This window comes from Kineococcus rugosus, from assembly GCF_050871975.1.
GTDB lineage: Bacteria > Actinomycetota > Actinomycetes > Actinomycetales > Kineococcaceae > Kineococcus.
The window spans coordinates 19514-42626 of the sequence record NZ_JBJLSJ010000012.1 but is presented as its reverse complement, the minus strand read 5'-3'; the positions used below and the strand labels follow the sequence as shown (position 1 = coordinate 42626).

The following is a 23113-nucleotide window of genomic DNA, read 5'->3' as shown; positions in this document are numbered from 1 at the left end:
CCGGGGCGCACGTCTCACCCCGGACGCATCGGCCGGGCCGGGCGGGCGCTGGAGCGGTGGCGGCCACGACCACCGGATCAGCGCAGCGGGCGGCGCGGCCGCCCCGGGCTCAGGCCCCGAAACCCACCCCGCCGCGGCGCGTGCGCGCCCGCAGCTTCTCGCCCTTGTCGTGCGCGGTCTGCCGCAGCCCGTCCTGGAACTCCACCATCCGCTCCCGCAGCCCGGGGTCGGCGGCGGCGAGGATCCGCACCGCGAGCAGCCCGGCGTTGCGGGCCCCGCCGATGGAGACGGTCGCGACGGGCACGCCCGCGGGCATCTGCACGATCGACAGCAGCGAGTCCATGCCGTCGAGGTGGCGCAGCGGCACGGGGACGCCGATGACCGGCAGCGGCGTGAGGCTGGCGAGCATCCCCGGCAGGTGCGCGGCCCCGCCGGCCCCGGCGATCACGACCTGCAGCCCGCGGCCGGCGGCCGCCGTGCCCCAGGCGACCATGTCCTGCGGCATGCGGTGCGCCGAGACGACGTCGGCCTCGTAGCCGACGCCGAACTCCTCCAGCGCCTTGGCGGCCTCCTCCATCACCGGCCAGTCGGAGTCCGACCCCATGACCAGGCCCACGCGAACGCTCACTCGTCGATCTCCCCCGCGATGAAGGCCGCCGCGTGCCGGGCACGCGCGCGGACGGATTCCAGGTCGTCGCCGTAGACGGTGACGTGCCCGAGCTTGCGGCCGGGCCGCTGCTCCTTGCCGTACAGGTGCACCTTGACGCCCGGGTCGTGCGCCATGACGTGCAGGTAGGAGCGGTACAGGTCCTCGTGCCGCTCCTCGATGCGCTCGGGCCCCAGCACGTTGACCATGACCGTCCACGGCGCGCGGGGGGCGGTCTCGCCCAGCGGCAGGTCCAGGACGGCCCGCAGGTGGTTCTCGAACTGGCTGGTCACCGACCCGTCGATGCTCCAGTGCCCGGAGTTGTGCGGGCGCATCGCGAGCTCGTTGACGACGACGTCCCGGACGCCTTCGCGCTCGACCTCGAACACCTCGACCGCCAGGACGCCGGTGACGCCGAGGCCGCCGGCGATCCGCAGCGCGACGTCCGTCAGCCGGGCCGCCAGCTCCGGGGCCAGGCCGGGGGCCGGGGCGGTCACCTCGTGGCACACGCCGCCGCGCTGCACGGTCTCCACCACGGGCCAGGCCGCGGCCTGCCCCGACGGGCTGCGCGCGACGAGCGCGGCGAGCTCGCGGGTGAACGGCACGTGCTCCTCGGCCAGCAGCCCGCCGCGCCCGGCCCAGTCGGCCAGCCACGCCTCGGCCGTGGCCCACCCGGCGGCGTCCTGCGGGCCGTCGAGGACGAGGACGCCCTTGCCGTCGTACCCGCCGCGCGGGGTCTTCAGCACCACCGGCCAGCCCGCCGAGGCGGCGAACGCCTCGACCGCGGCCCGGTCGGCGACGCGGGCCCACGCCGGGCACGGGACCCCGAGCTCGGTGAGCTTCTCGCGCATGACGACCTTGTCCTGGGCGTGCACCAGGGCGTCGGCGCCCGGCTGCACCGAGGTCACCTCGGCCATCGCCCGCAGCCCCTCACCGGGGACGTGCTCGTGGTCGAACGTCACGGCGTCGCAGTCGGAGGCGAACGCGACGAGCGCGGCGAGGTCGTCCGCGGCGCCGACCGGGGCCGGGGTGATGACCTGGGCGGCGGCGACGTCCGGGCCCTCGGCCAGGACCCGCAGCCGCAGCCCGAGGGCGAGCGCCGCCGGCTGCATCATCCGGGCCAGCTGCCCCCCGCCGACGACGCCCACGACGGGGAAGCCGCCGGGACGGGCGTAGGGGGCCGGGTCGGGGCGCGACGGCTCGGCCGCCGGGGTGGCCGACGGGGTGGTCGTGGGGGCGGTCACGTTCGTCAAGGGTAGTGGGTGGCGCGGGCCCCCCGGCCTGCCGACGGACCCCGGGACGTCCCGGGGTGCCGCCCGCGCCCGGGTGGGACACGCTGGTCGCACGCGCCGCGGCCCGGTGGTGCGGCCCACGGAGGGGGAAGACGTTGTTCACCGTGATCGCCTGCGTGGCGCTCGTCGTCGCCGGTCTCGTCGCGGCGGTGAAGATGGAGGACCACCTCGCCCCCCGCCGGCCGCGCGAGGAGACACGCGCGGGCGCGGACCGGTGATCTGGAGCCGGTTCCCAGGCTGACCCGTCAGACTGCGTGGCCGCAGGACGAGTTGGCCACCACCGAGGGGACGCGAGTGAGCAGGGACGACCGGGACGGCACGGGTCTCGTGCGCAGGCTGCGGGACACCTACGAGGTGCTGGCCCGGGAGGCGGCGAAGTTCGGGATCGTCGGCGCGGTCGCGTTCGTCACCGACTTCGGCCTGTTCAACCTGCTGCGCTTCGCCGGTCCCGACGGGGTCGGGGTGCTGCACCACAAGCCCCTGACGGCGAACGTGATCTCGGTCGTCGTGAGCATCGTCGTGGCGTGGCTGGGCAACCGCTACTGGACGTTCCGGCACCGGCGGCGCGCCTCCGCCCCGCGCGAGCTGTTCCTGTTCTTCGTGATGAACGGCGTCGGCCTGCTCATCTCCCTGGTGTGCCTGGGGTTCACGTACTACGTGCTCGACCTGCGCGGGCCGGTCGCCTCGAACGTCTCGGCCAAGGTCGTCGGGGTCGCGCTGGGCACGCTGTTCCGCTGGTGGGCCTACCGCCGCTTCGTGTTCGTCGAGGAGCTGCGCGAGGAGGGCTGGCAGGCCCACCCCGCGCCCTCCGCACCCCCCGCCGACGGGACCGCCGACGGGACCCCGGGCGGGACCCCGGGCGGGACCTCAGGCGGGCCGCAGGTGGACGACGTCCGCCGCAGCCAGGCTCGTCCGGGCCCCGCCTGAGGGCTGCACGACCAGCCGGCCGTCGTCCTCCACGTCGACGGCCACGCCCTCCAGCGCGGTGCCGTCCGGCAGCTGGGCCCGCACCCGCTGCCCGAGGGTGAGGCTGGCGGCGCGGTAGTCCGCCAGCACCGGCTCCCCCGCGGCCCAGGCGTCCAGCCGTCCCCGCAGCGCGCGCAGGTAGCGGCGCAGCACGGTGTCGCGGTCGCGGGCGCGGGCCCCGGCCAGCGCGATCGAGGTGGCGGTCTCGACGGGCAGCTCGCCGGTGCGCAGCGAGACGTTGATCCCGGCGCCGACGACGACGCGGCCGGGACGGACCTCGCACAGGATCCCGCAGACCTTCCCGGGGCGGTCCGGGCCGGTGACCAGGACGTCGTTGGGCCACTTCAGGCCCGCCCGCACGCCGAGCGCGTCGAGGGTCTCGACGACGGCGAGGCCGGTGACCAGGGGCAGCAGCGACCAGCGGTCCACCGGCGGCGCGGGGCGCAGCAGCACCGAGACCGCCAGCGAGGACCGCGGCGGCGCCGTCCACGTCCGGCCGAGCCGGCCCTTCCCGGCGCCCTGGTGGTCGGCGACGAGGACGGCCCCGTCGGGGGCGGACTCGTCGGCGAGGAGGTCGGCGTTGGTGGACCCGGTGGTGGCGACGACGTCGAGGCGGCTCCACCCGCCCGGCCCGACGAGCGCGGCGCGCAGGGCGGCCGCCCGCAGCGGCGGGCGGTCGAGGTCCGTCCAGGACGACGGGCCGGGCCGCTCGGGGGGTTCCACGGGTCGATTGTGCCCCGCGGATTTCGCCCAGCCGGGCAACCTGTGGTGAGGTGAGCCTCCCCTGACCCGTGAAGACAGGAGTCCTCCCCGTGCCCACGACGCGCCGCACCGTGCTGTCCACCGTCCCCCTGCTGGCCGGTCTGCCCCTGCTGGGCGCCTGCGGCTCCGACGACGGCTCCGGCGACGCCGCGAGCACCCCCGCGGCGACCACCGGCGGCGGCGCGGCCGGCTTCCCCGTGACGATCGAGCACGCGCTCGGCACCACCACGATCGAGGCCGAGCCGCAGCGGGTCGTGTGCCTGGGCTGGGGCTCCCAGGACGTCGTGTGGGCGCTGGGCGGGCAGCCCGTCGGCGTCCCGGAGATCACCTACGGCGGCAACCCCGACGGCACCCTGCCCTGGTGGGAGGGGCACTTCGACGCCGGCACCACGACCTTCCTGCCGAACCCGACGTCGGGCGAGGTCCCCTTCGAGCAGATCACCGCGCTGGCCCCCGACCTGATCCTGGCCGTCTACTCCGGCATCACCGCCGACGACTACGCGACGCTGGAGCAGATCGCCCCGACCGTCGGCTACCCCGACCAGCCGTGGCTGACGAGCTGGCAGGACCAGACCACCCTCGTCGGCAAGGCGCTGGGCAAGTCCGCCGAGGCGGAGAAGCTCGTGGCCGACGCCGAGGACGACCTCGCCACCCGGGCCGCCGCCACCCCGTCGCTCAAGGGCAGAACGTTCAGCTACGTCTACGCCACCCCCGAGAACCTGTCGGTCTACCTGCCCGGCGACTCCCGGGTCGACACCCTGCACGAGCTCGGCCTCGTCGACGCCCCCGGCATCACCGCGCTCGCCGACGCCCAGGACGCCTTCTACACCGAGCTCGCCAAGGAGCGCGTCCGCGACGTCGACAGCGACCTGATCGTCGGCTACGGGACGATCACCCGCGACCAGCTGCGCGCCGACCCCGTCTACGCCACCATGCCGGCCGTCGCCTCCGACGCCGTCGCCTGGATCGACGACGAGCAGCTCGTCACCGCCACCTCCGCCACCCTGCTCAGCCTGCCCTGGGCGCTGGACCGGCTGGTCCCGCTGCTGGACGCCGCCGCGCAGAAGGCCCCCGCGACGACGTCGTGATCACTAGGGTCGGGGTGTGAGCGAGCAGCAGCGGCGGCCCACCGCGATCGACGCGGTCGCCGAACGACACCTCGAGTCCGTGCTGCGCCTGCAGCCGTCCTTCGCGCTCAGCCTGGGGGTGCCCGACCCGGCCCCCGGGCTGGGCGACCGGTCCCCCGCCGGGCTGGAGGAGGTGGCCGACGCCGCCCGCGCCACCCTGCGCGACCTGGCCCGCACGCCCGTCGAGGACGACGTGGACCGGGTCACGGCCGCGGCCCTGGCGGACCGGCTCGGCCTGGAGGTCGCGCTGCACGAGGCCGGGGAGCTGCTGGGCGACCTCAACGTCATCGCCTCCCCCGTGCAGGACCTGCGGATGGTCTTCGACCTGCTGCCCACCGGCACCGACGCCGAGCGCGCCCTCGTCGGCGAGCGCCTGGCCGCCGTCCCCGCCGCCGTCACCGGCTACGTGGAGTCGCTGCGCGCGGCGGCGGCCGGCGGCCGGGTCGCCGCGGCCCGGCAGGTCGAGGCGTGCGCGGTGGAGGCGGCCGGGTACGCGACAGGGTTCTTCCCCGACTTCGCCGCGCAGCACGGCCTCGGGCCGGCGGGGGACCTGGCCGCGCGGGCGTACGCGGAGCTCGCGGGGTTCCTGCGGACCGAGCTGCTGCCGCAGGCCCCGGCGGCCGACGCCGCGGGTCGCGACCGGTACGGGCTGTGGTCGCGGTACTTCGTGGGCGCCGACGTCGACCTCGACGAGACGTACGCGTGGGGGCTGGAGGAGGTCGCGCGGGTGCGCGCCGAGATGGCCGACGTCGCCCGGCGGGTCACCGGCTCCGGGGACGTCGCGGCCGCGGCCGCCGCCCTCGACGCCGACCCCGACCTCGTCGTGCAGGGCGCGGCGAACTTCCGCGCCTGGATGCAGGACCGCTCCGACCGGACGGTGGACGCGCTGCAGGGCAGGCACTTCGACATCCCCGCCCAGATCCGGCGGCTGGAGTGCCGGATCGCGCCGACCACCAGCGGCGGCATCTACTACACGGGCCCGAGCGAGGACTTCTCCCGCCCGGGCCGGATGTGGTGGGCCGTCCCGGCCGGGCAGACGACGTTCTCGACGTGGCGCGAGGCGACGACCGTGCACCACGAGGGCGTCCCGGGGCACCACCTGCAGATCGGCCAGACCGCCGTGCGCGGCGAGGTGCTGAACCGGTGGCGCCGGCAGGGCTGCTGGATCTCCGGTCACGGGGAGGGCTGGGCGCTGTACGCCGAGCGGCTCATGCAGGACCTGGGTTTCCTGGAGTCCCCCGGCGAGGTGCTCGGGATGCTCGACGCGCAGCTGCTGCGGGCCGGCCGGGTCGTGCTGGACATCGGCTTCCACTGCGGGCTTCCGGCCCCGGCCGAGGTCGGCGGCGGGGCGTGGACGTACGAGACGGCGTGGGCGTACCTGCGGTCGGTCTCGGGCAACCACCCCGACGTCCTGCGGTTCGAGCTGGACCGGTACCTGGGCTGGCCGGGGCAGGCGCCGAGCTACAAGGTCGGCGAGCGGCTGTGGACGGCGCTGCGCGACGACGTCGCGGCCGCCGAGGGCGCGGCGTTCGACCTGAGGGCCTTCCACCGCCGCGCGCTGGACGTGGGGTCGGTGGGGCTGGACGTGCTGCGCTCGGCCCTGCTGCCCTGACCCGGCTGCCCCGACCCGGCTGCCCTGACCCGGCTGCCCTGACCCGGCTGCCCCGACCCGGCTGCCCCGGCCCGGCTGCCCCGGCCCGGCGCCGCTGACGGGCCGGGGAGCCGCGCGGGCCGTGGAACGATGACGGCGTGACGACGCTGCTCCTGGCCTCCGCCTCCCCCGCCCGCCTCGCGACCCTGCGCGCCGCGGGCCTGGACCCGGCGGTGCTGGTCTCCTCCGTCGACGAACCGGCCGTCGTGGAGCGCTACGGCGTCACCGACGCCGAGGACGTCTGCCTCGTGCTGGCCAAGGCCAAGGCCGAGGACGTCGCGGGCGACGACGAGCGCCCCGAGGACGCGCTGATCCTGGGGTGCGACTCGGTGCTCGCCTTCGACGGGGAGGTCCTGGGCAAGCCGGCCGACGCGGCCGAGGCGACGGCGCGGTGGAAGGCGATGCGGGGCCGTTCGGGTGTCCTGCACACCGGCCACTGGCTCATCGACGACCGCGAGGACTCCTCGGGGGCCACCATCGGCGGCGTCGCGAGCGTGACCGTCCACTTCGCCGACGTCACCGACGCCGAGATCGACGCCTACGTCGCCACGGGCGAGCCGCTGAAGGTGGCGGGCGCGTTCACGATCGACGGGCTGGGCGGCGCGTTCGTCAAGGGCGTCGAGGGCGACCACCACGCCGTCGTGGGGGTGTCGCTGCCGCTGCTGCGCGACCTCGTCCGCGAGGCGGGCGTCGCCTGGACCGACCTGTGGGCGACGCGGGGCTAGACGGCGCGGGTAGTCTCAGCCATCGCCCCCGCCCCCCGAACTCCCGGAGATGCCGCATGACCTCCCCCGATCCGACCGCTGTCACGGGTCCGGTGACGAAGGTCCTCGTGGCCAACCGCGGCGAGATCGCGGTGCGCGTGGTGCGCGCCGCCCGGGACGCGGGGCTCACCTCCGTCGCGGTGTACTCCGAGGGCGACCGGGACGCGCTGCACGTGCGCAGCGCCGACGAGGCGTACGCCCTGGGCGGCAAGACCGCCAAGGAGTCCTACCTGGACGGCGCGAAGATCGTCGAGGTGGCGCTGCGGGCCGGCGCCGACGCCGTCCACCCGGGGTACGGGTTCCTCTCGGAGAACGCCGCGTTCGCGCAGGCCGTCATGGACGCGGGGCTGACGTGGATCGGCCCGCCGCCGGCGGCCATCGAGGCCCTCGGCGACAAGGTCTCGGCCCGCCACCTGGCCGCCCGCGCGGGCGCCCCGCTGGTGGCGGGGACCCCGGACCCGGTCGCGGGCCCGGAGGAGGTGCTGGCCTTCGCCGACGAGCACGGCCTGCCCATCGCCATCAAGGCCGCGTTCGGCGGGGGCGGGCGCGGGCTGAAGGTCGCCCGCACCCGCGAGGACGTCCCGGAGCTGTTCGCCTCCGCGGTCCGCGAGGCCGAGGCCGCGTTCGGGCGCGGGGAGTGCTTCGTGGAGCGCTACCTCGACCGGCCCCGGCACGTGGAGACGCAGGTGCTGGCCGACGCCCACGGCGGCGCCGTCGTGGTCTCCACGCGCGACTGCTCGCTGCAGCGCCGGCACCAGAAGCTCGTCGAGGAGGCGCCGGCGCCGTTCCTGACGCCCGAGCAGGACGCCGAGCTGCGCCGCGCCTCGCTGGCCATCGTGAAGGAGGCCGGGTACGTCGGGGCCGGGACGGTGGAGTTCCTCGTCGCCGCCGACGGGACGCTGGCGTTCCTGGAGGTGAACACCCGGCTGCAGGTGGAGCACCCCGTCACCGAGGAGATCAGCGGGATCGACCTCGTCGTGGAGCAGTTCCGCATCGCCCGCGGTGAGCACCTGGGCTACTCCGAGGTCGCCACCCGCGGCCACTCCATCGAGTTCCGCATCAACGGCGAGGACCCCAGCGCGAACTTCCTGCCCCGGCCCGGCAAGCTCACCCGGTTCTCGCTGCCGTCCGGCCCGGGCGTGCGCGTCGACACGGGGATCGACCCGCGGGCGGCGGCCGTCAACGGCGGGGTGGAGATCTCCCAGGACTTCGACTCGCTGCTGGCCAAGCTGATCGTCACCGGGGCCACCCGCGAGCAGGCGCTGGCCCGGGCGGCCCGGGCCCTGGGCGAGTTCGTCGTCGAGGGCGTCCCGACCGTGATCCCGTTCCACCGCGCGGTCGTCGCGGACCCCGCGTTCGCCGCGAAGGACGCCGAGGGGTTCACGGTGCACACCCGGTGGATCGAGTCGCCCGAGTTCGACGCCTCGAAGATGGGCGGGTCCGGGGCCCTGGAGGCGGCCGGGGACGGTGCGGCGCACCGGGAGACGATCGTCGTGGAGGTCGCCGGGAAGCGCCTGGAGGTGTCCATCCCGGTCGAGCAGCTCAACGCGCAGCTCTCCCGCGCCGGGCACGAGATCTCCCGCGCCGGGGTCGCCACGGGGGCGGCGGTGGCCCGCGCCTACCGGTCGGCGACGCACCGCGGGAACCGGAAGGGCAAGTCCGGGGGCGGGTCGGCGAAGAACCCGAACGCGCTGGTGACGCCGATGCAGGGCACGATCGTCAAGATCGACGTCGCCGACGGCGACACGGTGGCCGTGGGCGACCTCGTGGCGGTGCTGGAGGCCATGAAGATGGAGCAGCCGCTGCTGGCGCACCGCGCGGGCACGATCTCCGGCCTCACCGCGAAGCCGGGCGACACGACCACCACGGGCGCGGTGCTCTGCGAGATCGTCGACGCCTGAGCGGCCGGGCCCGGTGGCGGGCCCGGCCCGGGGTCACTGCGGTTCGACGGCACCGCTCGTCTGGTTCCCGCACCCGACGGTGCGGGCGCCCTCCACGCGCGGGTCGTCGGCGGCCAGGCCCTCGGCGACCACGGTGGTCTCCCCGTTGGTGGCGCGGCGGCCGGAGTCGTCGAGCTGCACGGCCGTCCGGGTGACGCGGTAGGTGCCGTCGCCGGCGTCCACGGCGTTCAGCCCGGCCAGCGACAGGTCCTCCTCGTCGCCGCCGGCCACGCACCCGACGCCGGTGCCGTAGCCGGTGAACCCGAGGTCGAAGACGTACTGCTCGCCCTGCGCGTTCAGCGTGGGCGTCAGCGCGCAGTCGACGACGGCGTACAGCGCGACGGAGCGGCCGGTGTTCAGCAGGACGACCGCCGGGCCGGCCGGCTGCAGCTTCTGGCCGATCGCGGTGGCGGCCTGCGGGGCGGCGCCGGTGAAGGTCGTGGAGAACGTGGCCCCGGTGGCGGTGGTGATGCCCAGGGTGCGTTCGGGGCCGCCGCTCAGCCAGACGGTGTCGGCCTCGCCGTCGAGGTCGACGTCGCCGGTGGTGGCGGTGCCCGCCCCGGCGGGGGCGGTGGCCGAGTTCGGGGCGCAGCCGTTGCCGGCCCCGGCGCCGACGCCGTCGGGGACCCCGTCGGCCGCGGTGGACGGGCCGGCCGAGGAGGTCGCGCCCACCGGGCTGCTCGCCGCGCTGGACGTCTCCTCGGCGCCGGTGGTGCCGTCCTGGCTGCCGCAGGCGGTGAGGACGGCCGACAGCGCCAGCAGCGACGCGGCGGGCAGGGCGAGGGCGCGCGAGGAGATCACCCCAGGCACCTTGGCACTGCACGCGCCGTGAGTCGAACCGGACGCGCGGTGACGGCTGCCGCCGATCGGCTCTCCCCCCGGTGGTCCATCGGCGATCACCGGCCCGGTGCCGATGCCCAGGACAGGTGTGGAGCAGCGGCGCACCGACGAGCACGTGGAACCTGGAGGAGACGTCGTGAGCAGGAACGTGGACCGCGTGGGGACCCGGCTGGGGGCGGCACTGGTGCTGGCGCTGTCGTTCGCGGCGGTGGGCGCCCCCGCACAGGCCGGTCAGTCCGGGTCCGGTGAGGTGCTGGAGGTGGAGGTCCGCCCCGCGATCGCCACCCCCAGCGGGGTGGTCACGGTGGCCGCGGAGTACGACGCCTCGGCCGCCGCGGGACCCGGCGACGACGCGGACGACTCCGACGACGACACGGAGGAGGACGGCCCCACCGCCTCGCCCACCGCCTCGCCCACCGCCTCGCCCACCGCCTCGCCCACCGCGTCCCCCACCGCCTCGCCCACCGCCTCCCCCACCGCGTCCCCGGTCACCCCGCTGGCCCGCCCCACCGAGCGCCCCGCGCAGCGTCCCGCCACCGGGCGCCCCGCCACCGGCCTGGAGGTCGTCGTGGACTACGGCGACGGCACCGCCCCCACCCCGATGCGGGTGGTCGGCGGCTCCCGCCAGGTGAAGGCGTTCGGCAAGCACGCCTACGGGAAGGCCGGCACGTACACGGTCACCGTCACCGCGACCCCCGCCGGGGGCGACCCCGTCACCGTCCCCGTGGAGGTCACCGTCGGCGCCGGCAGCGCCCGGCTGTCCGGCACCGACCGCTTCGAGACGGCCAACCGGCTGGCGCGCGAGGACTTCCCCACCGACGGCGAGGCCGACACGGTGCTGCTGGCCCGCTCCGACGGGTTCGCCGACGCCCTCGCCGCCGCCCCGGCCGCGGTGCTGCAGGACGCGCCGGTGCTGCTGACCTCCACCGCGGAGCTGCCCGACAGCGTCCGCGCCGAGATCACCCGCACCCTCGGGGAGAGCGGGACCGTCTACGTCCTGGGCGGGGACACCGCCATCGCCCCGTCCGTCGCCGCCGAGCTGACCGCGGCCGGGTACGAGGTGGTCCGCATCGCCGGGCAGGACCGCGTCGAGACCGCGCTGCTGCTGAGCCGGTTCCTGCTCGACGCCGGGGTGCGGATCGACGAGGTGCTGCTCACCAACAGCGCCAACTTCCCCGACGCCCTGTCCGGGGCGGCCTTCGCCGCCGGGGCCCAGGCCCCGGTCCTGCTGACCCCCACCGACGCCCTCGACCCGCGCGTCCTGGCGTTCCTGGAGGAGCTGGGCGACGTGCGCGTCCACGTCGCCGGGTCGGCCGCCGCGGTCGGCGACGCCGTCGTGACGCAGCTGCGGGGCGCCGGGTTCGCGGTGGACCGCATCGCCGGGCAGGACCGCTACGCGACGTCCGCCCAGCTGGCGGCCACCCTCTTCCCGGCCGCCTCGACCGTGGTGCTGGCGACGGGGAGGAACTTCCCCGACGCCCTCGCCGGTGCCCCCACCGCGGGGCGGCGCGGGGCGCCGGTGCTGCTGGTGGGGTCGGAGCTGTCCCCGCAGGCCCGCGCCTACCTGGCCGCGGGGAAGGGCCGGATCCAGGCGGTGTACGTCCTGGGCGGCGAGGGCGCCGTCCCCACCGCCGTGCGGGACGAGGTGGACGCCCTCCTGGGCCTGTGAGCCCCGCCGGTCAGGAGGTGGCGACGGTGACGTCGCCGCCGGTGGTGCTCAGGTCCAGGCGCGGGTCGGCGGCGGCGTCCCCGGTGGGCACGCCGACGACCCGGTCGCCGAGCAGCGAGCGGCCGGTGACGCGGTAGGCGGTGCCGTCGTCGGGGACGGTCACCTCGACGTCCCCGGCGGTGGTGGAGGCCGTCACCGCCGCGAACCGGCCCTCGAACGTGAGGTCACCGGCCTCGGAGCGGACCTCGACCCGGGTGCCGGTGGGCACGGTGATCGTCCAGTCGCCGTGGCACGGGGACGGCCAGCCCACCCCGCCGCAGGAGCTGGCGAACACCAGGCGGCCGTCCTCCCGCTCGAACCCCCAGGCGGGGCGCTGCCAGCCGCGCACGACCGTCCCCACGGCCTCAGCGCCCACCACGTCCGCGGACGTCCGCACGGTCAGGTCGCCGGTGGCGGTCTCCACGACGAGGACGTCCTGCGCCGGCAGGTCGGCGCGGACCTGCTCGCGGACCTCCTCGGAGGTGAGCTGCCCCAGCGTCGAGACGGTGCCGCCGGCCAGGAGCAGGGCGGTCAGGGCGCCGACGGCCGCCTTCGCGGCGCTCACCGCGACGCCCCGTCGAGGTGGCGCAGGACGGCCAGGACGCGGCGGTGGTCGTCACCGTCGGCCGGCAGGTCGAGCTTGCTGAAGATGTTGGACACGTGCTTCTCCACCGCTTTCTCCGTCACCACGAGCTCCGCGGCGATGGCCTTGTTGGACCGGCCCTGGGCCATGTGCCGCAGGACCTCCGTCTCACGGGGGGTGAGCCGGGCCAGGGGGTCGTCGCGGCGGGCGCGGGCCAGCAGCTGCCCCACGACCTCGGGGTCGACGGCGGTGCCGCCGGCCGCGACCCGGCGCAGGTCGTCGACGAACTGACCGACGTCGGAGACGCGGTCCTTCAGCAGGTACCCGACCCCCCGCGCGCTGGAGGACAGCAGGTCCCCGGCGTACTTCTCCTCCACGTACTGCGACAGCACCAGCACCGCGGTGCCGGGGTGCTCGGAGCGGATGACGACGGCGGCGCGGATGCCCTCGTCGGTGAACGTGGGCGGCATCCGCACGTCGACCAGCGCCAGGTCGGGGGCCAGGCGGGCGACGGCGTCGAGCAGCAGGGGGCCGGTGTCGACGGCGGCGACGACGTCGACGTCCTCGGCGGCCAGCAGGCTGGTCAGCCCCTCGCGCAGCAGCACGGAGTCCTCCGCCAGCACCACCCGCAGGCGCGGCGCGCCGGTCTCAGCGGCCACGGGTCGCCTCCGGGAAACCGGGCAGCCCCACGCTGACGTCGGTGGGCCCGCCGGGGGGCGAGTCGACCTGCAGCCACCCGTCGACGGCGCCGAGCCGGTCGGCCAGGCCGGTCAGCCCGGACCCGGTGGGGCGGGCCCCGCCGACGCCGTCGTCGCTGACGCGGGCCCGCAGCTCGGCCCCGTCGCGCCAGACCTGGACGCGGGCGGAGGTGGCGCGGGCGTGCTTGGCGACGTTGGTGAGCGCCTCGGAGACGCAGTAGTAGGCGATGGTCTCGGCGGCCGGGTGGGGCCGGGTCTCCAGCCGCACCTCCACGGTGACCGGCAGCGGGGCCGACGCGGCGAGCCCGGACAGCGCGGCGTCGAGGCCGCGGTCGGTCAGGACGGGCGGGACGATGCCGCGGGCGACCGAGCGCATGTCGGTGATGGCCTCGCGGGCGTTGCCGTGGGCGGCGGTGAGGAAGCCGCTGACGTCGGCCCGCGGGTCGCGCTCGAGGGCGCGCTGGGCCATGCCGAGCTGGAGGGCGACGGCGACCAGGCGCTGCTGCGGGCCGTCGTGCAGGTCCCGCTCGATGCGGCGGCGCTCGGCCTCGACGGAGTCCAGGGTGCGCTCGCGGCTGCTGGTGAGGGTCTCGACGCGGCGGCGCAGGGCCTCCTCGGTCCGGTGCGGGGGCTGCAGCAGCGCGCGGCCGGCGGCGACCTCGACGGAGGTCAGGGCCGGCGCCAGGAGGAACCCGCCCGCGGCGCACAGGACGCCGCCGGCGACCACGACGACGTCGGGCGCCGCGATCGTGCCCGGGATGCCGAAGGGCCAGTGCACGCGGTCGACGAGGAACGGCGCGACGACGGCCGCGGCGCCGGTGCTGACGAGGACGAGGACGACGGTGCCCAGGGTGGCGCCGACGGTGCTGACGACCCCGAGCTGGGCGGTGGTGCGCCACATCACGGGGTCCAGGGGCAGCCGCAGCCACGGCAGGCGCCGGGGCGGGGGCGGGTCGAGGTGCACGCCCCGCAGGACGCGGTAGCGGGCGCGCTCGACGGCGGCGGCGGCGCGGGCCAGGACCCGGCCCAGCAGCAGGACCGGGTAGCCGGCGCCGACCAGCGGGGTGAGCAGGGCGCCGACGACGACGAGGATCGCGGTGGCGAGGTAGGGGCCGAGCAGGAGCAGGCTGGTGACGCCGTGGCACAGGGCCCACCAGCACCGCCCGAGCCGGTCGTGGATCTTCACGTCCACGACCCTAGGGATCCGGTCGCCCGGTGGACACGGGGTGCTCCCCCGGACCGGGGGTGGGGTTCACCCCACCCCCGCCGGCCGTCCTACTCGCCGAGCACGTGCAGCTGCCGGGCGGCCTCGGCGACCGAGCCGGACAGCGAGGGGTAGACCGTGAAGGCGTGCGCGACGTCGTCGACGTTGAGCCGCTTCTCGACGGCCAGCGTGACCGGGAAGATCAGCTCGCTGGCCCGCGGGGCGACCACGACACCGCCGATGACGGTGCCGGACCCGCTGCGGCAGAAGAGCTTCACGAACCCGTCGTGGATCCCGAGCATCTTGGCGCGGGCGTTGGTGGACAGCGGCAGCTTGACGATCTCCCCCTGGGCCTCGCCGGAGTCGATCTGCGCCTGCGTCCAGCCCACGGTCGCGATCTCGGGGGACGTGAACACCGTGGAGGCCACCGACCGCAGCTTCAGCGGCGCGACGGTGTCGCCCAGGGCGTGCCACATGGCGATGCGGCCCTGCATGGCCGCGACTGAGGCCAGCGGGAACACCCCGGTGCAGTCGCCCGCGGCGTAGACGCCGCGCGCGGAGGTGCGGGACACCTTGTCGGTGTCGATGTGGCCGGACTCGCTGGTCCACACCCCCGCCTCCTCCAGCCCGATGCCGCCGGTGTTGGGGACGGCGCCGACGGCGACGATGCAGTGCGACCCCTCGACGGTGCGGCCGTCGGCGAGGGTCACCACGACGGTGTCGCCGTGCCGCTCGACCTTCTGCGCCCGCGAGCGCGACATGACGTCCATGCCGCGGCGGCGGAACACCCCTTCGAGGACCTCGGCGGCGTCGGCGTCCTCACCGGGCAGGACGCGGTCGCGGGAGGAGACGAGGGTGACGTGGGCGCCGAGGGCGTCGTAGGCGTTGGCGAACTCGGCGCCCGTCACCCCCGAGCCGACGACGATGAGGTGCTCGGGCATCTCCTGGATGTCGTAGACCTGCTTCCAGGTGAGGATGCGCTCCCCGTCGGGCCGGGCGTCGGGCAGCGTGCGGGGGCTGGAGCCGGTGCTGAGGAGCACGACGTCGGCCTCCACCCGGGCCCCGGCGTCCTCGCCGTCGGTGACGACGACGGCGTGCGGGCCGTCGAGGGCCCCGCGGCCGGAGAGGATGCGGACGCCCTCCTTCTCCAGGCGGGCCCGCACGTCGGCGGATTGCGCGGCGGCGAGCGCCTTGACGCGGCCGTTGACGCGGGCGAGGTCGACGGTGACGGCGCCGGCCGGCTCGGAGTCGGGTGTGCTGCCGCCGGGGAAGCGGACGCCGAGCTCGGAGGCGCCGCCGACGGTGGCCATGAGCTCGGCCGTGGCGATGAGGGTCTTGGAGGGGACGACGTCGGTCAGGACGGTGGCCCCGCCGAGGCCGTCGCGCTCGACGACGGTGACGTCGGCGCCGAGCTGGGCGGCGACGAGCGCGGCTTCGTACCCACCGGGGCCGCCGCCGAGGACGGCGACCCGGGTGGCGCGGGCGGTGGCGCGGGTGGTGGGGGACGCACTGGTGGCACTCACCCCTCCATGCTCCCCTACGCTTCGTGTCCGTGCCTGCCTCGCCCTACGCCGCCTACGCGACCAACCTCGACCCGGAGGTGATGGGGCGCAAGGCCCCGCACTCGCCGCTGCGCTCGACGGGGTGGCTGCAGGGCTGGCGGCTGACGTTCGGCGGGGAGGACCGCAGCTGGCAGGGCCCGCTGGCGACGGTCGTGGAGGCGCCCGGTGAGCAGGTGTACGTGGCGCTGTACGACCTGACCGAGGCCGACGAGGTGCGGCTGGACGCCAGCGAGGGCATGGACATCGGGCTGTTCCGCAAGATCAAGGTGCGGGTGGGCACGCTGGACGGTGACGTCGTGGCGTGGACGTACGTGCTGGACGACTACGAGGGCGGGCTGCCGACGGCGCGCTACCTCGGGGGGCTGGCCGACGCCGCGGAGGCGGGGGGCGCGCCGCACGACTACGTGCTGGCCCTGCGCGCGCGGCCGTGCCGCTCCAACGACGCCTGACCCGGCTCCCGGCCCGGCCGGGCCGCGCGCCGGGCGGCGCTCACTAGGCTGCGCGGCGTGACCGACACCGCGCCCCAGGCCGCCCCCGAGGACCCGTCCACCCTCGCCGAGGAGGCCGCCGCCGCCCTGGCCGAGCGCACCGGGGTGCCCCGTCACGACGTCGCCCTGGTGCTGGGGTCGGGCTGGGCCGCGGCCGCCGACCGGCTCGGCGAGGTCGTGGCGGCGCTGCCGGCCACCGACCTGCCCGGTTTCGTCGCCCCGGCCGTGGTGGGGCACGCGGGCACGGTCCGCTCGGTGCGGGTGGAGCGGCCGGGGAGCGACCCGCTGCGGGCGCTGGTCCTGCCGCGCACCCACGTCTACGAGGGCCACGGCGTGCGGGCGGTGGCGCACGGGGTGCGGGTCGCGGCGGCGGCCGGGTGCCGGACGCTGGTGCTGACGAACGGCTGCGGCGGCCTGGACCGCGCGGTCCCGGCGGGCTCGCCCGTCCTCATCAGCGACCACCTGAACCTGACGGGCGCCTCCCCGCTGGAGGGCCCCACGTTCGTCGACCTGACCGACCTGTACTCCTCGCGGCTGCGCGCGCTGGCCCGCACCGTCGACCCGTCGCTGCCGGAGGGCGTCTACGCGCAGTTCCGCGGCCCGCAGTACGAGACGCCCGCCGAGGTGCGGATGGCGGGCGTCCTGGGCGCGTCGCTGGTGGGGATGTCGACGGCGCTGGAGGCGATCGCGGCCCGGCACGCGGGCCTGCAGGTCCTGGGGTTCTCGCTGGTGACGAACCTCGCCGCGGGCGTCAGCGACCAGCCGCTGTCGCACGAGGAGGTGCTGGAGGCCGGCCGCGAGGCGGCCGGCCGGTGCGCGTCCCTCCTCGCGGGGGTCGTGCCGCTGCTGTGATCAGCGGGCGGCGGCCCGCCGGTACTGGCGGGTCGCCAGCGGCACGAACACCGCGAGGATCACCACGACCCACAGCAGCGTGTAGAGCTCGGAGTTCTGCATCGACCAGGTGCCCAGCTCGGTCCCGGGCGGGACGTTGCCGAAGCGCTCGCGGGCGGCCTGCACGAGGGTGGAGACCGGGTTCCACTGCGCGATGGTCTTCAGCGGGCCGGGGAAGGACTCCAGCGGGACGAACGCGTTGGTGATGAACGTCAGCGGGAAGATCGTCAGGAACGTCAGGTTGTTGAACGCCTCCGGGGTGCGGATCAGCAGGCCCAGCAGGCCCATGACCCACGACAGCGAGTAGGCGAACAGCAGGAGCAGGGCGTACCCGACGACGGCGTCCAGCAGCGAGGTCCGGATCCGCCAGCCGATCAGCAGGCCGGTCAGGGACATGATGACGGTGACGATGACGTTGAGGACGACGTCGGAGGCCGTGCGGCCCACCAGCACCGCGGACTGCGTCATGGGCAGCGACCGGAACCGCTCGATGATGCCCTTCTGCATGTCGTCGGCGATGCCGGCGCCGGTCACGGTGGCGCCGAAGATGACCGTCTGGGCGAAGATGCCCGGCACGAGGAACTCGCGGTAGTTCCCCCCGCCCACGGCGATGGCGCCGCCGAAGACGTAGCCGAACAGCAGGATGAACATGATGGGTGAGATGAGGGTCCCCACCAGCAGGTCGGGGATCCGGGTGATCTTCAGGATGTTCCGCTTGGCGATCACCGAGCTGTCGGCGACGATCTCGGCCACGGCGCTCACGAGCGCACCCCCTGCGTCCTCCGGGCCGGTGCGTCACCGGCGACCTCGTCGGCGGGTTTGCCCGTCAACGTCAGGAACACGTCGTCCAGCGTGGGCCGGCGCAACCCCGCGTCGAGCGGGACGACGCCGACGTCGCCGAGGCGCTGCAGCACGTCCACCAGCACCCGGGTGCCGGCGGTCACCGGGGCGGTGACCCGCCGGGCCCGGCGCTCGACCTGCAGCTCCCCGACCGCCACCTCGTGCAGCACGGCGGCCGCGGTGTCCACGTCGGCCTCGGAGGCGACGACGACCTCGACGCGCTGGCCGCCGACCTGGGTCTTCAGGTCGTCGGCGGTGCCGCGGGCGATGACCCGGCCGTGGTCGATGACCACGATGTCGTCGGCGAGGCGCTCGGCCTCCTCCAGGTACTGCGTGGTCAGCAGCAGCGTCGTCCCGCTGCCGACCATGCGGGTCAGCAGGTCCCACATGTCGTTGCGGCTGCGCGGGTCCAGGCCCGTGGTCGGCTCGTCGAGGAACAGCACCGGCGGCTCGGCCACCAGCGCGCCGGCCAGGTCGAGGCGGCGGCGCATCCCGCCGGAGTAGGTCTTCGCCACCCGCTTGGCCGCGTCGGTGAGGTCGAACTGCTCCAGCAGCTCCCACGCCCGCTCGCGCGACCGCCTGCGGCCCAGGTGGTACAGCCGCCCCACCATGTCGAGGTTCTCGAACCCGGTGAGATTCTCGTCGACGGCCGCGTACTGGCCCGACAGGCCGATGCGGCGCCGGACCTCCCGCGGGTCGGCCACGACGTCCACGCCGGCGACCGTCGCGCTGCCCCCGTCGGGCACCAGCAGCGTCGTCAGCATCCGGACGGTCGTCGTCTTGCCCGCGCCGTTCGGCCCCAGCAGGGCCAGCACGGTCCCCTCGGGGACCTCCAGGTCGACGCCCGCCACCGCGGTCACGTCGCCGTACCGTTTCACCAGCCCCGTCGCCTGCACCGCCGGGGCTCGACCCGCAGAAGAACTCGCCATGCCCACGACCCTAGGTGTGACCTCCGACACCACGCCCGTCCTTTCTCCGCCGTCCCGTCCCCCGTGCGACCGGCGGCGGCCGCCGGACTCATCGGTGGTGGGGCGGGGACGCGGTCTCAGTCCCCCTCGGTGGTGCGCAGGACCCCCATCATGGCCATCTCGTCGTCGAGCGGGGCACCCTCGTGCACGCACGCCTCCAGCCGCCGCCGCAGGTCGGCGGCGTCCAGCCCCGCGCCGATGAGCACCAGCTCGGTGACCCGCTGCGAACCCCGGGGCCAGCGGCCGCGCTCGAACCGCACGACGGGCCCGACGGCCTGCAGCAGGTAGCGCTCGTCGAAGCCCTCGACGGCGAACCGCACGAAACCCTTCGCCCGGAACACCCCGGAGGGCCGGTCGTCGAGGAACTCCACGAAGCGCCGCGGGTCCAGCGGGGCCGGGCTCCGGAACTCCACGGTCTCGTAGCGGGTGTGCAGGTGGTCGGCGTGGTCCTCGTGGTCCCCGTGGTCCTCGTCGCCGGGGACGACCTCGCCCAGGGCGAGCTGGCGCTGCCGCGGGGGCCGTTCCTCGAACAGCAGCCGCGGGTCGACCCGGCCGCGGGCGGCCGGGACGATCGGCGCCCACGGGTTCAGCTCCCGGCAGGTCGCGGCGACGCGCTCGGCCGCCGCCGCGTCGACCAGGTCGGTCTTGCTGAGGAGCACCACGTCGGCCATCGCGACGTGGTCGTCGAGCTCGGGGTGCCGGGCGCGGGTGGCCGCGAACCCCACGGCGTCCACGACCACGACCAGCCCCCCGTAGCGGACCCCCGGGACCTCGCTGGTGAGGACCCGGCGCACCATCGCGGACGGTTCGGCCACCCCGCTGGCCTCCACGAGCACGGCGTCCAGCGACGCCCCGCGCTCCCCGGCCGTCAGCCGGGCCAGCAGCTCGTCGACGGTGCCGTCGTCGGTGGAGCAGCACAGGCAGCCGTTCTCCAGCGACACCGCGCTGTCGGCCCACCCGGCGACCAGGAGGGCGTCGATCCCGACGGCCCCGAAGTCGTTGACGACCACGCCGACGCGCACGTCCGCGGCCGAGCGCAGCAGCTGGTTGAGCACCGTCGTCTTGCCCGCCCCGAGGAACCCGGCGAGGACGACCACGGGGATGCTCACCCGCGCCATGCTGCCACGGGCCCGCGCGGGCCCCTCGTAGGGTGAGGCCGTGAGCGCACCGCTGGCGGACCGGGTCCGCGCCTGGATCGAGGACGACCCCGAACCCCGCGACCGGGCCGAGCTGCAGGCCCTGCTGGACGACGGTTCCGCGCCGGCCCTGGCCGACCTCGCCGACCGGTTCTCCGGGCCGCTGGAGTTCGGGACGGCCGGTCTGCGCGGGGTCGTGGGCGCCGGCCCGCACCGCATGAACCGGGCCGTGGTGCAGCGCGCCGCGGCCGGTCTGGGCGCGTGGCTGACCGGCCGGTTCGAGCGGCCGCGGGTCGTGGTGGGGCTGGACGCCCGGAACGGCTCGCGCGAGTTCGCCGACGACTCCGCCGCCGTCCTGACCGCCGCCGGCTGCGAGGTGCTGCTGCTGCCCGGGCCGCTGCCGACGCCGGTCCTGGCGTTCGCCGTCCGGCACCTGGGCGCCGACGCGGGCGTCATGGTCACCGCCAGCCACAACCCCGCCCGCGACAACGGGTACAAGGTCTACCTCGGCGGCCGGGCCACCGGTCCGGAGGGCCGGGGCGTGCAGATCGTCGCGCCGGTCGACGCCGAGATCGCCGCGGAGATCGCCGCGGTCGGCCCGCTGGCCGAACTGCCCCGCGCGCAGGACGGCTGGACCGTCCTGGGCGCGGACGTGGTCGAGGACTACCTCGCCGCGATCACCGCGGCCGTGCGGCCCGCCGCGGGCCGCGACCCCCGGGTCGTGGTGACCGCGATGCACGGCGTCGGCAACGACGTGCTGGTGGAGGCGCTGCGCCGCAGCGGGTTCACCGACGTCCACCCGGTCCCCGAGCAGGCCGAGCCGGACCCGGCGTTCCCGACGGTCCCGTTCCCGAACCCCGAGGAACCCGGCGCCCTGGACCGCGCGGTCGCCCTCGCGGGCCGGGTGGGCGCCGACGTCGTCCTGGCCGTGGACCCCGACGCGGACCGCTGCTGCGTCGCGGTCCCGGGCCCGGGCGGTTTCACCCAGCTCTCCGGCGACGACCTCGGCCGCGTGCTCGGGGAGGAACTGGCCGCGCCGGGGGCGGTGCTGGCCTGCTCCGTCGTCAGCTCGCAGGCGCTGGCGCGGGTCGCGGCCCGGCGCGGGGCGCGGTTCGCGTCGGCGCTGACGGGTTTCAAGTGGATCGCGCGGGTGCCCGGCCTGACCTTCGGGTACGAGGAGGCGATCGGGTACTGCGTGGCCCCGGAGGTCGTGCGCGACAAGGACGGGATCTCCGCCTCGCTGCTGGTGGCCGGGGTCGTGCGGCGCGAGCTGACCGCCGGCCGGACCCTGCTGGACGTCCTGGACGACCTCGACCGCGCCGACGGGGTGCACCTGACCGCCCCGGTGACGCTGCGCGTGGAGGACCTGGCGCTGATCCCGGCCGCGATGGACCGCCTGCGGACCGCACCCCCCGCGCAGCTGGGCGGGTCGCCGGTGACCAGCGTGGAGGACCTCGCCGACGGGCTCGACGGGTTGCCGCCGACGGACGGGCTGCGGTTCCGCACGGCCGACGGCACCCGCGTCGTCGTGCGGCCCAGCGGGACCGAACCGAAGCTGAAGTGCTACTGCGAGGTCGTCGCCGACGTCGGCGGGGGCGACCTCGCCGCGGTGCGGGAGGCCGCCCGCGAGCGCCTGGACGCCGTGCGGCGGGACGTGCGGGCGGCGACCGGCCTGGGCTGAGCGCCGGACCGCCCGGCCGGTCGCCTCGACCGCTGGGCGGACGCGGGCAGCACCGTTCGGTGGACCCCGCGGCGGCGGGTGCGCAGGAGGATCGGGGGGTGGACACCGCCGACCGCGCCACCACCCCGCTCGCGACCCCCACCCCGCTGGACCGGCGCAGCCCGGCGCCGGACGTGGCGCGCGGCGCGATGCTGCTGCTCATCGCGGTGGCGAACGCGCCGTTCTACCTGTGGACCGCGTCCTCGGGCACGTTCGGGGCGCATCCGGTCGAGGGCGGGACGGCCGACCGGGTCGCGCAGACGCTCGCGCTGGTGCTCGTCGACGGCCGGACGTACCCGCTGTTCGCGTTCCTGTTCGGGTACGGGATCGTGCAGCTGTACCGCCGCCAGCACGCCGCGGGCGTCCCCCACCGCGAGGCGCGGCGGCTGCTGCGCCGCCGCCACGGGTGGATGGTCGCGTTCGGCGCCGTGCACGCGGCGCTGCTGTGGTTCGGGGACGTCGTCGGCGCCTACGGCCTCGCCGGGCTGGTGCTGACCGCGCTGTTCATCGACCGCCGCGACCGCACGATCAGGGTGTGGATCGGGGTCCTCACGGGTCTCGTGGCGCTGTTCGCGCTGCTGGTGGGGGCGCTGGCGGTGCTCGTCGCGCTGGCCGGGCCGGAGGCGGCCGGCGACGACGGGTTCACGATCCCCGAACCGGCCGCGGTCGAGTCGTACCTGCCGTCGGTGCCGGCCCGGCTCGGGGTCTGGCTGGTGATCGCCCCGGCGCAGGGGCTGCTGGTGCTGGTGACGCCGATCGCGGTCCTGGTGGCGTTCCTCGCCGCCCGCCACCGGGTGCTGGAACAGCCCGCGGAGCACCTGCCGCTGCTGCGCCGGACCGCGGTGACGGGCATCGCGGTGGGCTGGGGGGTGGGGGTGGTCCTGGCCCTGCAGAACCTCGGCGCGCTGGGGGTCGACCGCTCCCTGGACTTCGGTCTGCTGCCGCTGCAGCTCCTCAGCGGCCTGGCCTGCGGCCTGGGGTACGCCGCGGCGTTCGGGCTCCTGGCCGCCCGCCGGGGTGCGCGGCGCGGCCCGGTGGTGCGGGCGCTGCAGGCGACCGGGCGCCGGTCGATGACCTGCTACGTGGCGCAGTCGGTGGTGCTCGCGCCGCTGCTGAGCGCCTGGGGGCTGGGGCTGGGTGCGCACCTGTCGAGCTGGTCGGTCGCGCTGGTCGCGGTCGCGACGTGGGGGGCGACGGTGGCGCTGGCGGTGGCGCTGGAGCGCGCCGGGCGGCGGGGGCCGGCCGAGACGCTGCTGCGGCGGCTGGCCTACCCGCGCCCGGCGGTGGTGGACGTGCGCTGAGGGGGCGTGGTCGCCGGGGAACGGGT

22 protein-coding genes are annotated in these 23113 nt (G+C 76.1%); 11 read left to right on the top strand and 11 right to left on the bottom strand.

Annotated elements, in window-relative coordinates; all coding sequences use genetic code 11:
• Window positions 1–109 precede the first annotated feature (109 nt).
• Both purE and ACRYM6_RS08705 read right to left on the bottom strand, forming a co-directional pair.
• Window positions 110–628: a 5-(carboxyamino)imidazole ribonucleotide mutase gene (gene purE, locus ACRYM6_RS08710; protein WP_432542462.1), complete on the bottom strand. Its 519-nt coding sequence runs from the start codon at window positions 626–628 to the stop codon at window positions 110–112.
• On the bottom strand, window positions 625–1890 hold the full coding sequence (locus ACRYM6_RS08705) for a 5-(carboxyamino)imidazole ribonucleotide synthase (RefSeq protein WP_432542461.1): 1266 nt from the start codon (window positions 1888–1890) through the stop codon (window positions 625–627). The genes purE and ACRYM6_RS08705 overlap by 4 nt, the downstream gene beginning before the upstream one ends.
• Window positions 1891–2033: 143 nt before the next feature.
• Between ACRYM6_RS08705 and ACRYM6_RS08700 the strand changes: the two genes are divergently transcribed.
• Both ACRYM6_RS08700 and ACRYM6_RS08695 read left to right on the top strand, forming a co-directional pair.
• Window positions 2034–2156 carry a hypothetical protein gene (locus tag ACRYM6_RS08700; RefSeq protein ID WP_432542460.1) on the top strand — a complete coding sequence of 41 codons (123 nt, stop codon included), beginning with the start codon at window positions 2034–2036 and terminating at the stop codon, window positions 2154–2156.
• Window positions 2157–2232: 76 nt separating this feature from the next.
• A complete protein-coding gene (locus ACRYM6_RS08695; protein ID WP_432542459.1) occupies window positions 2233–2865 on the top strand; it encodes a GtrA family protein in 633 nt (210 codons plus the stop codon).
• Here the strand turns inward: ACRYM6_RS08695 and ACRYM6_RS08690 are convergent.
• Complete coding sequence (locus ACRYM6_RS08690) at window positions 2806–3627, bottom strand: biotin--[acetyl-CoA-carboxylase] ligase (protein ID WP_432542458.1); 822 nt, start codon at window positions 3625–3627, stop codon at window positions 2806–2808. The two genes, ACRYM6_RS08695 and ACRYM6_RS08690, sit on opposite strands and share 60 nt — an antisense overlap.
• A gap of 89 nt (window positions 3628–3716) precedes the next feature.
• Here ACRYM6_RS08690 and ACRYM6_RS08685 point away from each other — a divergent pair, with 89 nt between their 5' ends.
• The 4 genes from ACRYM6_RS08685 to ACRYM6_RS08670 all read left to right on the top strand — a co-directional run bounded on the left by ACRYM6_RS08685 (window position 3717) and on the right by ACRYM6_RS08670 (window position 9109).
• Complete coding sequence (locus ACRYM6_RS08685; RefSeq protein WP_432542457.1) at window positions 3717–4754, top strand: iron-siderophore ABC transporter substrate-binding protein; 1038 nt, start codon at window positions 3717–3719, stop codon at window positions 4752–4754.
• Between the two features lie 16 nt (window positions 4755–4770).
• Complete coding sequence (locus tag ACRYM6_RS08680; RefSeq protein ID WP_432542456.1) at window positions 4771–6405, top strand: DUF885 domain-containing protein; 1635 nt, start codon at window positions 4771–4773, stop codon at window positions 6403–6405.
• 137 nt (window positions 6406–6542) lie between these two features.
• Window positions 6543–7169 (top strand): Maf family protein, encoded by a 627-nt coding sequence (locus tag ACRYM6_RS08675; protein WP_432542455.1) that lies wholly within the window; start codon window positions 6543–6545, stop codon window positions 7167–7169.
• Window positions 7170–7261: 92 nt separating this feature from the next.
• The gene (locus ACRYM6_RS08670) at window positions 7262–9109 is read left to right on the top strand and encodes an acetyl/propionyl/methylcrotonyl-CoA carboxylase subunit alpha (RefSeq protein ID WP_432542534.1); all 1848 of its coding nucleotides are present in this window, start codon (window positions 7262–7264) and stop codon (window positions 9107–9109) included.
• Window positions 9110–9142: 33 nt separating this feature from the next.
• Here the strand turns inward: ACRYM6_RS08670 and ACRYM6_RS08665 are convergent, their stop codons facing one another.
• The gene (locus ACRYM6_RS08665) at window positions 9143–9949 is read right to left on the bottom strand and encodes a hypothetical protein (protein WP_432542454.1); all 807 of its coding nucleotides are present in this window, start codon (window positions 9947–9949) and stop codon (window positions 9143–9145) included.
• Between the two features lie 175 nt (window positions 9950–10124).
• On the opposite strand from ACRYM6_RS08665, the gene ACRYM6_RS08660 reads away from it, so the two are divergent.
• A complete protein-coding gene (locus ACRYM6_RS08660) occupies window positions 10125–11657 on the top strand; it encodes a cell wall-binding repeat-containing protein (protein ID WP_432542453.1) in 1533 nt (510 codons plus the stop codon).
• Between the two features lie 10 nt (window positions 11658–11667).
• Here ACRYM6_RS08660 and ACRYM6_RS08655 read toward each other — a convergent pair whose 3' ends face one another.
• The 4 genes from ACRYM6_RS08655 to ACRYM6_RS08640 all read right to left on the bottom strand — a co-directional run bounded on the left by ACRYM6_RS08655 (window position 11668) and on the right by ACRYM6_RS08640 (window position 15704).
• Window positions 11668–12261 carry a DUF4097 family beta strand repeat-containing protein gene (locus tag ACRYM6_RS08655; protein ID WP_432542452.1) on the bottom strand — a complete coding sequence of 198 codons (594 nt, stop codon included), beginning with the start codon at window positions 12259–12261 and terminating at the stop codon, window positions 11668–11670.
• Window positions 12258–12911 carry a LuxR C-terminal-related transcriptional regulator gene (locus tag ACRYM6_RS08650; RefSeq protein ID WP_432542533.1) on the bottom strand — a complete coding sequence of 218 codons (654 nt, stop codon included), beginning with the start codon at window positions 12909–12911 and terminating at the stop codon, window positions 12258–12260. Before ACRYM6_RS08650 ends, ACRYM6_RS08655 begins: the two co-directional genes overlap by 4 nt.
• A 16-nt stretch (window positions 12912–12927) precedes the next feature.
• The gene (locus tag ACRYM6_RS08645; RefSeq protein ID WP_432542451.1) at window positions 12928–14163 is read right to left on the bottom strand and encodes a sensor histidine kinase; all 1236 of its coding nucleotides are present in this window, start codon (window positions 14161–14163) and stop codon (window positions 12928–12930) included.
• An 89-nt stretch (window positions 14164–14252) separates the two neighbouring features.
• On the bottom strand, window positions 14253–15704 hold the full coding sequence (locus tag ACRYM6_RS08640; protein ID WP_432542450.1) for an NAD(P)H-quinone dehydrogenase: 1452 nt from the start codon (window positions 15702–15704) through the stop codon (window positions 14253–14255).
• A 29-nt stretch (window positions 15705–15733) separates the two neighbouring features.
• Between ACRYM6_RS08640 and ACRYM6_RS08635 the strand changes: the two genes are divergently transcribed.
• On the top strand, window positions 15734–16192 hold the full coding sequence (locus tag ACRYM6_RS08635; protein WP_432542449.1) for a gamma-glutamylcyclotransferase: 459 nt from the start codon (window positions 15734–15736) through the stop codon (window positions 16190–16192).
• A 57-nt stretch (window positions 16193–16249) separates the two neighbouring features.
• Window positions 16250–17083, top strand: coding sequence for a purine-nucleoside phosphorylase (locus ACRYM6_RS08630; protein ID WP_432542448.1), 834 nt, complete (start codon window positions 16250–16252; stop codon window positions 17081–17083).
• Here ACRYM6_RS08630 and ACRYM6_RS08625 read toward each other — a convergent pair whose 3' ends face one another.
• The 3 genes from ACRYM6_RS08625 to ACRYM6_RS08615 form a co-directional block, all read right to left on the bottom strand.
• The gene (locus tag ACRYM6_RS08625) at window positions 17084–17884 is read right to left on the bottom strand and encodes an ABC transporter permease (RefSeq protein ID WP_432542447.1); all 801 of its coding nucleotides are present in this window, start codon (window positions 17882–17884) and stop codon (window positions 17084–17086) included. It lies immediately after the preceding gene.
• Window positions 17881–18891, bottom strand: coding sequence for an ATP-binding cassette domain-containing protein (locus ACRYM6_RS08620; RefSeq protein WP_432542446.1), 1011 nt, complete (start codon window positions 18889–18891; stop codon window positions 17881–17883). The genes ACRYM6_RS08625 and ACRYM6_RS08620 overlap by 4 nt, the downstream gene beginning before the upstream one ends.
• Window positions 18892–19007: 116 nt before the next feature.
• Window positions 19008–20048, bottom strand: a complete 1041-nt coding sequence (locus ACRYM6_RS08615) for a CobW family GTP-binding protein (RefSeq protein ID WP_432542445.1) — start codon at window positions 20046–20048, stop codon at window positions 19008–19010.
• 40 nt (window positions 20049–20088) lie between these two features.
• Here ACRYM6_RS08615 and ACRYM6_RS08610 point away from each other — a divergent pair, with 40 nt between their 5' ends.
• Both ACRYM6_RS08610 and ACRYM6_RS08605 read left to right on the top strand, forming a co-directional pair.
• Window positions 20089–21747, top strand: a complete 1659-nt coding sequence (locus ACRYM6_RS08610; protein WP_432542444.1) for a phospho-sugar mutase — start codon at window positions 20089–20091, stop codon at window positions 21745–21747.
• A gap of 98 nt (window positions 21748–21845) precedes the next feature.
• Entirely contained in the window at window positions 21846–23087 is a 1242-nt protein-coding gene (locus tag ACRYM6_RS08605) for a DUF418 domain-containing protein (RefSeq protein ID WP_432542443.1), read from the top strand.
• The last annotated feature ends 26 nt before the right edge of the window (window positions 23088–23113 follow it).